At 71.7% G+C, this 10687-nt stretch carries 10 protein-coding genes; 7 read left to right on the top strand and 3 right to left on the bottom strand.

Annotation, left to right across the window (positions count from 1 at the left end):
• The first annotated feature begins 194 nt into the window (after positions 1 to 194).
• Positions 195 to 773, top strand: coding sequence for a TetR/AcrR family transcriptional regulator (locus ACZ5XZ_RS38855; RefSeq protein WP_468987164.1), 579 nt, complete (start codon positions 195 to 197; stop codon positions 771 to 773).
• Positions 774 to 828: 55 nt separating this feature from the next.
• Here the strand turns inward: ACZ5XZ_RS38855 and ACZ5XZ_RS38850 are convergent, their stop codons facing one another.
• Positions 829 to 2073 carry an MFS transporter gene (locus ACZ5XZ_RS38850; RefSeq protein ID WP_468987162.1) on the bottom strand — a complete coding sequence of 415 codons (1245 nt, stop codon included), beginning with the start codon at positions 2071 to 2073 and terminating at the stop codon, positions 829 to 831.
• 127 nt (positions 2074 to 2200) lie between these two features.
• Here ACZ5XZ_RS38850 and ACZ5XZ_RS38845 point away from each other — a divergent pair, with 127 nt between their 5' ends.
• Positions 2201 to 2611, top strand: coding sequence for an ArsR/SmtB family transcription factor (locus tag ACZ5XZ_RS38845; RefSeq protein ID WP_468987161.1), 411 nt, complete (start codon positions 2201 to 2203; stop codon positions 2609 to 2611).
• A 16-nt stretch (positions 2612 to 2627) separates the two neighbouring features.
• On the opposite strand, the gene ACZ5XZ_RS38840 is transcribed toward ACZ5XZ_RS38845, so the two are convergent.
• On the bottom strand, positions 2628 to 2987 hold the full coding sequence (locus ACZ5XZ_RS38840) for a DUF192 domain-containing protein (RefSeq protein ID WP_468987159.1): 360 nt from the start codon (positions 2985 to 2987) through the stop codon (positions 2628 to 2630).
• A gap of 81 nt (positions 2988 to 3068) precedes the next feature.
• Here ACZ5XZ_RS38840 and ACZ5XZ_RS38835 point away from each other — a divergent pair, with 81 nt between their 5' ends.
• Positions 3069 to 3803 (top strand): prepilin peptidase, encoded by a 735-nt coding sequence (locus ACZ5XZ_RS38835; RefSeq protein ID WP_468987157.1) that lies wholly within the window; start codon positions 3069 to 3071, stop codon positions 3801 to 3803.
• 189 nt (positions 3804 to 3992) lie between these two features.
• Here ACZ5XZ_RS38835 and mgrA read toward each other — a convergent pair whose 3' ends face one another.
• Positions 3993 to 5024 carry an L-glyceraldehyde 3-phosphate reductase gene (mgrA, locus tag ACZ5XZ_RS38830; protein ID WP_468987156.1) on the bottom strand — a complete coding sequence of 344 codons (1032 nt, stop codon included), beginning with the start codon at positions 5022 to 5024 and terminating at the stop codon, positions 3993 to 3995.
• Between the two features lie 124 nt (positions 5025 to 5148).
• Here mgrA and ACZ5XZ_RS38825 point away from each other — a divergent pair, with 124 nt between their 5' ends.
• From ACZ5XZ_RS38825 to ACZ5XZ_RS38810, 4 genes are all read left to right on the top strand, one after another.
• Positions 5149 to 5946, top strand: coding sequence for an isoprenyl transferase (locus ACZ5XZ_RS38825; protein WP_468987153.1), 798 nt, complete (start codon positions 5149 to 5151; stop codon positions 5944 to 5946).
• A gap of 445 nt (positions 5947 to 6391) precedes the next feature.
• Positions 6392 to 7726, top strand: coding sequence for a PhoH family protein (locus ACZ5XZ_RS38820; RefSeq protein WP_468987151.1), 1335 nt, complete (start codon positions 6392 to 6394; stop codon positions 7724 to 7726).
• Between the two features lie 457 nt (positions 7727 to 8183).
• A complete protein-coding gene (locus tag ACZ5XZ_RS38815) occupies positions 8184 to 8885 on the top strand; it encodes an aggregation-promoting factor C-terminal-like domain-containing protein (protein ID WP_399150477.1) in 702 nt (233 codons plus the stop codon).
• A gap of 126 nt (positions 8886 to 9011) precedes the next feature.
• Complete coding sequence (locus tag ACZ5XZ_RS38810) at positions 9012 to 10520, top strand: AI-2E family transporter (RefSeq protein WP_468987148.1); 1509 nt, start codon at positions 9012 to 9014, stop codon at positions 10518 to 10520.
• Positions 10521 to 10687 lie beyond the last annotated feature (167 nt).

Below are 10687 nucleotides of genomic sequence, written 5' to 3'. Positions count from 1 at the left end.
GGAGGGGGCGGACCGCAGGACGGAGTCCGGAGGGCCGCACCCGCTGCCGAAAACGCCCCGCGCAGCGGCACCAGCCCGCCGCAGGCGCAACGGCGAAAAACCACCACGGCGGGAAAGCCAAAAACGTGGGAAGCAAGCCCAAGCGCGCAGCGACTATTTGGACTGGGCGATCCAATAACTGCTAAAATGCCCCCATGGCGCGACCCAGGAAGTTCGACGAGGCGCGGGCCGTCGACGCCGCGATGCACGCGTTCTGGGCCGCCGGCTATGAGGCGACTTCCACCCAGGACCTGTGCGACGCCACGGGCCTGGGCCGCAGCAGCATCTACAACACGTTCAAGAGCAAGCACGACCTCTTCGAGCGGGCCCTGGCCCGCTATATGGAGCACAAGAACGGCGAGCTGTTCGAGCTGCTGGAGGGCGAGCTGCCCGCGCGGCCGAAGATCCGCGCGCTGCTCCAGCGGGTGATCGACGAGGAGGCCGCGTACGCGGACGGCCGCGGCTGTCTGGTCGTCAACACCTGTGTCGAGGTGTCGGCCCACGATCCGTCGGTCGCGGCCTCGCTGGAGCGGGACTACGGCGTGCGGCTGGAGGCGATCCGTGCCGTGATCGAGTCCGGCCAGCGCGACGGCGACATCGCGCGCGACAAGGACCCCCGCACCCTCGCGCACCTGGTCATCGCCGCGATCGGCGGGCTGCGGGTCTCGGCGCGCGCCGGGGTCGATCGCGCGGCGCTGGAGAGCGTCGCGGACGCGGCCCTGACCGCGATCTGAGCGGGCCGGTCCGCGCCGTACGCGATCGGGGCGGGCCGGCCCGCGCCGTGCCCGCTCACCCGGCGTCCGTACCCCGTACGGCGACCAGCGCCGCGCCCGCCGCGGCGAGTGCGGCCACCACGAGGCCGAAGACGGTGGCGGCGGCCGGGAGGCCGATGGCGTCGCTGAGGTAGCCGTCGGCGACCGGGAGGGCGCCGGCGAGGAGGTAACCCCCCGCGTTCAGGCCCGCGTTGGCCTCCGCGCGGCGGGCCGCCGGGACCTCGCGGCTGAGCAGGGTAAGGCCGCCCAGCTGGCCCGCGCCCTGGCCCGCGCCGGCCAGGACCACCGCGGCGACCAGCGGCGTGAGCGTGGCGGTGTGCACGGCGGCGACCAGGGCCAGGGTGCCGGCGATGGTGGCCGCGCCGGACGTCAGCAGCACCGTACGGACCGTCAGGTGCCGTACCGCGAACTGCACACCGGTGGCGGCCAGGAACATCACCAGCGCCAGCCCGCCCGCCAGGGCGCGGTTCGCCGTACCGAGGAGCCCGGCCAGCAGGGACGGCCCGAGCGACAGGACGAAGGCGGTGGCGCTGATCCCCGGGGCGAACGCCGCGAGTCCCAGGGCGAGATGGCGGCGGTTGTCGCGGGGGACCGCCGGCAGCCGCACCCAGGACCGCCGGGCCCCGGTGCCGGCCCCCGGCCGCCGTCGCGGCAGCGGCATCCTGGCCACCACCGCCAACGCCGTGGCCAACAGGGCCGCTTCGACGGCGAAGACGGTGACGGTCGGCGCGGGCGCGGTCTGCGACAGCACCCCGGCCAGTACGGGGCCGATCCCGGCACCCAGGACCATCGCGGTGGAGGCCAGGAGCGGCCCGATCCTGCGGCCGGCCGCGAGGTCGGTGACCGCGGCCATGCCGGCGGAGACGGCGGCGCCGGTGGCCACGCCGGTCAGCAGCCGGGCGGTGGCCAGCGCGGCCACCGAGGGCGCGGTGGCGTAGCCGAGGCAGGCGGTGACGGCCAGCAGGAGCGCCGGGACCAGTACGGGCTTGCGGCCGAGGCGGTCCGAGGCCACGCCCGCCACCAGCAGCGCGCCGAGCAGTCCGACCACATAGGCGGCGTAGACCAGCGTCAAGGTGCCGGATCCGAAGCCGAGTCGGCGCTGCCACACCCCGTACAGCGGCATCGCCGCATTCGACAGGGTGAAGATCGCGACCACCGGCCAGGCCGCCAGCCAGACCTCGCGTACGGGGGGTGGTGCGGGTGCCGGTGCGGGCGGTGTCGTGGTCCGGGCCGGCGGCGCGGCGGTGCGGGTTTCGGGCATGGGGGTCCCCCTCCTCATCCAGCAAGTACGAGATGATTCGTACAAGCAGTACGAGGAGATTCGTACAGGCAACGGCAGTACGATGCAAGTCGTACTAGCGGTCGTGGTCGAGAGGGAGGAGCGCCGGATGTCGTCCAGGGCAGCGGCACGGAGCGAAGAAGCACACGAGGGCGGCGCGACGCGGCTCGATTTCGTCGCGCTCCGGCGACCCGTCCCGCCCGGCGCGCCCGATCCGCTGCCGGAGCCGGCGCGCGAGGCCCTGCGGCTGGAATCCGTCATGGGCGCGCTGAGCGATCCGTTGCGGCTGCGCATCGTGCGCACGCTGCTGCTGGAGGCGGAGGCCTTCGACCACACCTGCGGCTGGTTCGGCCTCGACCGGCCCAAGTCCTCGCTGACCCACCACTTCCGGGCCCTGCGGGAGGCCGGACTGATCCGTCAGCGGCAGTACGGGCTGGAGCGGCGCAGCCATGTCCGCATCGACGATCTCCAGGCCCGGTTCCCCGGGCTGCTGGCCCTGGTCGCCGACTGGCGGGAGTGAGCGCGCGGCGCGGCGCTCAGGGCGCGCCGGCCGCTTCGACGGTCAGGCGCAGGCCCGGGCGCAGCCCCCACCGCGACATCGCACCGGCCTCCGCCTCCAGGACGTGCCGGGCGCGCAGGCGGGGGCGGCCCAGCCGGCCCGGCCGCATGGTGCGTACGGCCAGCACCGTGAAGTCCCGCCCCAGATAGGCGACATCGATCGCGAACCGCATCCGGAAGGTGTGCACACCGCTCGCCGGGGTCAGCAGCAGCGCCCCCTCGATGCCGTCGCGGCCCAGCAGGCCCCGGGCGCGGGCACGATAGGACGTCGCGATCTCCACCGGAATGCCGGTGTCCGCGCCGTGCACCATCCCCGGTCCGTTCTCCCAACGCGCCATGCGCAGCGTTCTATCAGCTCCCCTGGCGCCGGCCCACCCTTGAGGGGCGCGGGGCCGCCGGACACGCTCTAGGGTCGGCGGGTGGCACTGATGCTGATGGTTCTCGCCGCCGCCTACGGGGCCGCGGCCGGGCTGCTCATACCGCGGCCCGCCCACCGGATGGCCGTCGAGCCCGAGGAGGGGTGGCGCGCGGCCTGCCCCGGAGGCCATCCGATCCCGGGGGTGGCACGCGGCTGGCTGGGGCGGGGGCGCTGCGTGCGGTGCGGGGCGTACGGGCCCGGGGCGCTGCCGACGGCGACGGTCACCGCCGCGGTCTGCGCGGCCCTGGCGGCGGCCACGGGGCCGCGGCCGGAACTCGCCGCCTGGCTGGTGGCGACGCCGCTCGCGGTGCTGCTGACGGTCGTCGACTGGCGGGTGCGGCGCCTCCCGGACGAGCTGACGCTGCCGCTCGTGGTGCTCGTGGCGGGGGTGCTGGGGCTGGTGGGCCGGCTGACGGGGGAGACCGGCGCGTGGCGGCGGGCGCTGCTCGGCGGTCTGCTCCTCGCCGCGTGCTACCTCCTGCTCTATGTCGTCAACCCGTCGGGGATCGGGCTGGGGGACGTCAAGCTGGCGGCCGGACTGGGGGTCGCCCTTGGGTGGTACGGCTGGCGCACCCTCGTCACCGGGGGCGCGGCGGGGGTGCTGCTCGGTGCGCTCTACGGGGCGGGGCTGCTGCTCGTCCGGCCCGGCGCCCGTAAAACGGCCATGCCGCTGGGGCCATTCATGATCATTGGGGCGTTCGGCGGGCTGCTCCTGGGCGCCGCCGCGGCCGGCTGACCGTCCCCCGCGCCCGTCCCGCGCGAAGCCGCCCGTACACGCCGGAGTGATCCGGGCCACGCCGCAGCGCGCGCCGGTGCACGCAGCACACCCCTCGCGGGGTTATGGTGGAAACCCCCCCTCGGGCCGGTCCGTATCCCCCCCACGGACCGGCCCGCTTTTGTTTCCCCGTCCCCCAAGGTGTCCGCCCTAGCGCCGGGCCCAGATGTTCACGCCGTCCGTCGTCTGCGCGAACTCGTCGATCTCGGTCAGTTCGGCGTCCGTGATCTTGGGAGCGTCGAGGGCGGCGAGATTGGCCTCCAACTGGGCGACGCTGCTGGCGCCGATGAGGGCGGAGGTCATCCGGTCGTCGCGCAGCACCCAGCCGAGGGCGAGCTGGGCCAGGGACTGGCCGCGGCGGGCGGCGATGTCGTTGAGGCCGCGCAGGCGCCGTACGACCTCGTCGGAGAGCAGGTTCGGGTCCAGGGACTTGCCCAGGGAGGCCCGGGAGCCCTCGGGGATGCCGTGCAGGTACTTGTCGGTGAGCATGCCCTGCGCCAGTGGAGCGAAGGAGATGCAGCCCATGCCCTCGTCCTCAAGGGTGTCCAGCAGCAGGTCGTCCTCGATCCAGCGGTTGATCATCGAGTACGAGGGCTGGTGGATCAGCGCGGGGACGCCCATGTCGCGCAGGATGCCGGCCGCCGTACGGGTCTGCTCGGCGTTGTAGGAGGAGACCCCCGCGTACAGCGCCTTGCCCTGCCGGACCGCGGACGCCAGCGCGCCCATCGTCTCCTCCAGCGGGGTGTCCGGATCGAAACGGTGCGAGTAGAAGATATCGACGTAATCGACACCCATCCGCTTCAGCGACGCATCCAGTGACGAGAGGAGGTATTTCCGCGAACCCCATTCGCCGTAGGGGCCCGGGTGCATCAGATATCCGGCCTTCGTCGAGAGAATCATCTCGTCGCGGTAGCCGCGGAAGTCCTGCGCGAAGATCTTTCCGAAGTTCAGCTCTGCCGACCCGGGTGGCGGACCGTAGTTGTTGGCCAGATCGAAGTGGGTGACACCCAGGTCGAAGGCCCGGCGCAGGATGGCGCGCTGGGAGCTCAGGGTGCGGTCGTCCCCGAAGTTGTGCCAGAGTCCAAGGGAGACCGCGGGGAGTTTGAGTCCGCTGCGGCCCGTTCGCCGGTACTTCATCGAGTCGTAGCGGGAATCCGCGGCGCGGTAGTCGGTGCCAGTCATGCTCATCTCCCTATCACGTACCTGTGACATACCTGATTGGGCTGTCGTGACAGCCGAGAAGTAAAGTTGCCCACTTGAGGCGACGGGGCGACCGCCATTTCGGCACGGAGGGGCTGGACCACACATGCTGCGATCTTCCGGGGTGCGCATCCCGTATCCGCCTGCACTGCGCAATCTGGTCTACCGGCTGTACGCGCGACGGGTGGAGGGCCGCCTGGACCACGCCCAGGTGCCCAAGCACATCGGCGTCATCCTGGACGGCAACCGCCGCTGGGCGCGGGCCGACGGGCGGACGCCCGAGCAGGGCCACCAGGCGGGTGCCGCCAAGATCAGTGAGCTGCTGGGCTGGTGCGGGGAGACCGACGTCGAGGTCGTCACGCTCTGGCTGCTGTCGACGGACAACCTCGACCGGCCCGAGGGCGAGCTGACCCCGCTGCTGGGCATCATCGAGAACACCGTGCGCGGTCTGGCCGCCGACGGCCGCTGGCGGGTGCACCACGTGGGCAACCGGGACCTTCTCCCGGAGGCCACCCAGAAGGTGCTCAAGGAGGCCGAGCAGGCCACCGTCGACAACAGCGGCATTCTGGTGAACGTCGCGGTGGGCTACGGCGGCCGGCAGGAGATCGCGGACGCGGTGCGGTCGCTGCTGCTGGAGCACGCCGAGCGCGGCACCTCCTTCGAGGAGCTGGCCGAGATCGTCGACATCGACCTGATCTCGGAGCACCTCTACACCCGTGGCCAGCCGGACCCGGACCTGGTCATCCGTACGAGCGGCGAGCAGCGGCTGTCGGGCTTCATGCTGTGGCAGAGCGCCCATTCGGAGTACTACTTCTGCGAGGTCTTCTGGCCGGCCTTCCGGAAGGTCGACTTCCTGCGCGCGCTGCGCGACTACGCGGCCCGGCACCGCCGCTACGGCTTCTAAATCGGGCCGCCCCGCCGCAGGTCCGCCACGGCCCCGCGGCGCGGGCGCTTCTGACGCACCCTCTCCTGGTGGTCACCCCGGCGGGCTCCTTTTCCCCGGGCGATCAGGCGTAACCAAAGGTTCATCGCGCGTGCGTCATATGCCGTGGCATGGCAGCGGGGGTTCGAGGGAATATCCCTTCCAGGTCGGCGTCCGGAACAAGCCATCGGGCGCCGCATCTCAGCGGACGGCATGGGGCCGTCCGCCCGGGAGGCCCTTTGCACATCACGGAGAGCCGTGCGCACCGCACGGGCGACGCGAGGGGCCGGCGCTCGGCCCGTACGTCGTGGCCTGAGCCCGGTCCGGTCACAAGATGGCCGGGGGTCCCGGGGGCTTCGCCCTCCGGGAGCACATCGCCCCGCGACGCCGTCGCACCCCAACCTCATCCGAGGGGGTTCGTCCACCCGTGGTGAACAGCAAGCAGCGCCGTGTGAACGACCGGCGCACTTATGTCCTCGACACCAGTGTGCTGCTGGCGGATCCAGGCGCCATGGCCCGCTTCGACGAGCACGAGGTCGTGCTGCCGGTCGTGGTGGTCACGGAGTTGGAGGCCAAGCGGCACCATCCCGAGCTCGGCTACTTCGCCCGGCAGGCACTGCGGCTGCTGGACGAGTACCGAGTCCAGTTCGGGCGGCTGGACGCGCCCATCCCCATCGGGGAGCTCGGCGGGACACTCCGGGTCGAACTGAACCACTCCGACCCAGGGGTCCTGCCGGCGGCCTTCCTCAACGGCAACCGCTACGGAGACAACGACTCGCGGATCCTCGCCGTCGCGCGCAACCTCCAGGCCGAGGGGTTCGACGTCACGGTCGTCTCCAAGGACCTGCCGATGCGCATCAAGGCGTCCTCGGTGGGCCTGCTGGCCGAGGAGTACCGCGCCGAGCTGGCGATCACCGACTCCGGCTGGACGGGCATGGCCGAGCTGACCGTCCCCGCCGACCAGGTGGACGACTTGTTCGCCGACGAGACCGCGTACGTACCGGGAGCCTCCGAACTTCCGGTGCATACCGGACTCGTACTGCAGTCCGAGCGTGGCCGGGCGCTCGGCCGGGTCACCGCGGAGGGCGCGGTCCGGCTGGTGCGCGGCGACCGGGAGGCGTTCGGTATCCACGGCCGCAGCGCCGAACAGCGGATCGCGCTGGATCTGCTGCTCGACCCCGAGGTCGGCATCGTCTCGATGGGCGGCCGGGCCGGTACGGGCAAGTCGGCGCTGGCGCTGTGCGCGGGCCTGGAGGCCGTGTTGGAGCGCCGGCAGCACCGCAAGGTGATGGTGTTCCGCCCGCTGTACGCCGTCGGCGGGCAGGAGCTGGGCTATCTGCCGGGCAGCGAGGCCGAGAAGATGAGCCCCTGGGCGCAGGCCGTCTTCGACACGCTGTCCGCGGTGACCACCAAGGACGTCATCGAAGAGGTGGTGGGGCGCGGCATGCTGGAGGTGCTGCCGCTGACCCACATCCGGGGACGGTCGCTGCATGACGCGTTCGTCATCGTGGACGAGGCCCAGTCCCTGGAGCGGAATGTGCTTTTGACGGTTCTGTCCCGTATCGGCGCCAACTCCCGGGTGGTACTGACGCATGACGTCGCCCAGCGCGACAACCTCCGGGTCGGGCGGCACGACGGAGTGGTCGCGGTCGTCGAGAAGCTGAAGGGGCACCCGCTCTTCGCGCATGTCACGCTCAACCGCTCGGAGCGTTCGCCGATTGCGGCACTGGTAACCGAAATGCTGGAGGACGGCCGGATCTGACCGATTGTCCGAATCTGACCCCCTGTAGGGTCGCGCCGCCCGGTGAAGCGAAGGAGCTTAGCCGGGCGGCGTTCTGCTGCGTGCGGATATCCGGAAATCCTCGGTGGCAAACGAGGTGTGAGCTTTCACACCCGGCCGGGAATTGATTCCCGGTGTGTCGTTCGGGCAGAGTCTGGGTCCTGTCAGGCCCCGCATACGGCAACACACACCCCTTGGGGTGCCTCCGGTCGAGCGAACGTGAGACCGGGGGAGGTGTAAATCCACGAACTTCATAGCGAGTCGTCGTATGCCGCCCGAAAGCACCACGCGGACCCCGAGGGGGACGTACCGGGCCAGTGCCTCCCGTGACCAGCCGGTCCCGCCCGCTCAACAGGGTCCGGAACAAGGGGAGACCAGCGTCAGGGGCACGATTGCGTCCGCGAGGTCACCTAAGCGGGCGATGCTGGAAGGAAAACGTGTGAGCCGGATCTCGGTCCGGGGATTCGCCGTGGCATCCGCCACCGCGGTCACCACCGTCGGCGCCGTCGTCGGCGTCGCCGCAGGACAGCCCGCTTCGGTCGGCAACGCCGAGGCCGCAGCTGCCGATGCGACGATCGCCGACATCCCCGCAGGCGCTCAGGCACAGGTGCAGACGGCTTCCCTGACGCAGCAGGCGGACGACCAGTCCACCCAGGCGGATGCGGCAGCCCTCAAGTCCGCGCAGGAAGCCGCCCGCAAGGCAGCCGCGGAGACCGCACAGAGCAAGAAGGACGCCGCGGACGAGGCGAAGGCCAAGAAGGACGCCGAGGCGCGCAAGAAGAAGGAGCTGGCCGCGTCCCGCTCCGACGCGCGCGACGACCTGGGCGACCTCGTCGGCAAGAGCTCGTACTCCATCGCCGACACGCAGGCCATCGCACGTCAGATGGTGGCGGGCGACCAGTTCCAGTGCTTCAGCAACATAGTGGACCACGAGTCCGGCTGGAACTACCAGGCCACCAACGCCTCCTCGGGCGCCTACGGGCTCGTCCAGGCGCTGCCCGGCTCCAAGATGGCCTCGGCCGGCTCCGACTGGCAGACGAACCCGGCAACCCAGATCAAGTGGGGCCTGAACTACATGAACGACCGCTACGGCAGCCCCTGCGGCGCCTGGTCGTTCTGGCAGGCCAACAACTGGTACTAGGCCCGCCGGCCGCACCACGGCACATCCGAAACCCCCGAACGCGACCGCGTCGGGGGTTTCGCGCATCCCGCACAGGTAACGTCGTGCCGTCAGTGTGTGGTGTGTGGGAGGGGAAGAGGAAGGGACATGTCCAGATTGCCTCAGTGGGTCGGTGGCCTCGGCGCCGGTCTGACGCGGCTCTCGCAGCGGCTGGAGGACCAGCGCCGCCGCGCGGAGGCCGCGGCGGCGGCCGGGGACCCGGAGGAGCTGAGGCGTGCCGAGCGCGCTGAGGCGCGGCCGGCCAACGGTTCGCCCGCCAACGGCTCACCGGCCGGTGACGGCCCGGTGGGCACGCTCATCGCCACCCGCCCGCCGCGGCGGGCACCGGAGCCGGTGGACGGCGTGCCGCACCCCGGCGCCGAGCCCGAGCCGCCGGCCGCCGCCCCGCGTCCGCCGGATTCCGTGCCCGCGCCGCCCGCCTACGCCCCGGCCGTCGCGGCCCGCCCCGACCCGGTGGCCGCCGTGCCGTGGGGCGTACGGGTCGCCGCCGAGGTGGGCTGGCGGCTGCTGGTGCTCGCGGCCACGCTGTGGGTGCTGGCCCGTGTCATCACCAGCATCGAGCTGGTCGTGCTGTCGTTCGTCGCGGCGATGCTGATCACCGCGCTGCTGCAGCCGACGGTGGGCTGGCTGCGCGGGCGCGGGCTGCCGCGCGGGCCGGCGACCGCGCTGACCTTCATCGGCGGCTTCGTCATCATGGGCCTGGTCGGCTGGTTCGTGGTCTGGCAGGTCCAGGACAACATCGACTCGGTGTCCAGCCGCATCCAGGAGGGCATCACCGAGCTCAAGGGCTGGCTGCTGAAGAGCCCGTTCCATGTGACCGAGAGTCAGATCAACAGCATCGCCAAGAACCTGCAGGACGCGATCGGCGCCAACACCGAGGCGATCACCACTGCCGGACTGGAGGGCGTCACCGTCGTCCTGGAGGTGTTCACCGGCATCCTGCTGGCCATGTTCACCACGCTCTTCCTGCTCTACGACGGGCGGCGGATCTGGGAGTGGGTGCTCAAGCTCGTCCCGGGCGCGGCCCGCGAGGGCGTGGCGGGCGCCGGGCCGCGGGCCTGGCGGACCCTGACCGCCTATGTGCGCGGCACGGTCATCGTGGCGCTCATCGACGCCATCTTCATCGGCATCGGGCTGTACTTCCTCAATGTGCCGCTGGCCGTCCCGCTCGCCGTGTTCATCTTCCTGTTCGCCTTCATCCCGCTGATCGGCGCGGTGGTCTCGGGCGCGCTGGCGTGCGTCGTCGCGCTGGTGACCCAGGGCGTCTTCCAGGCCCTGATGGTGCTGGCGGTGGTGCTGGCCGTCCAGCAGATCGAGGGCCACGTCCTGCAGCCGTTCATCCTGGGCCGGGCGGTGCGGGTCCATCCGCTGGCGGTGATCCTGTCGGTCGCCGCGGGCGGACTGGTCGCGGGCATCGGGGGCGCGGTCGTCGCCGTCCCCCTGGTGGCGGTCACCAACACCGTCGTCGGCTATCTGCGGTCGTACTCGCGGGAGCAGGCCGTGCGGATGTCGGTGGCGCCCCGCGGGGCCACCGCGATCGGTGTGGCCCCGACCCCGCCCCCGGTGAAGCGCGCGCCCGAGGAGTCCGGCGACTGAAGCCACCGGAGCCGGTCCGGCGCCCGGCCGGCTCCGGGCGGTCCACACACGCGAAACCCCGCGGGACACACCCTTGGATTCAAGGGATCGTCGCAACACGTGATCACTGACGTGTGGTGGTGAGCAGTTTAGATAGACGCTCGGCTGGTGTTTCCCAGCCGAGCGTC

This window comes from Streptomyces sp. NPDC033270 (genome assembly GCF_055576575.1).
This window is presented reverse-complemented; position numbering and strand designations above follow the sequence as displayed.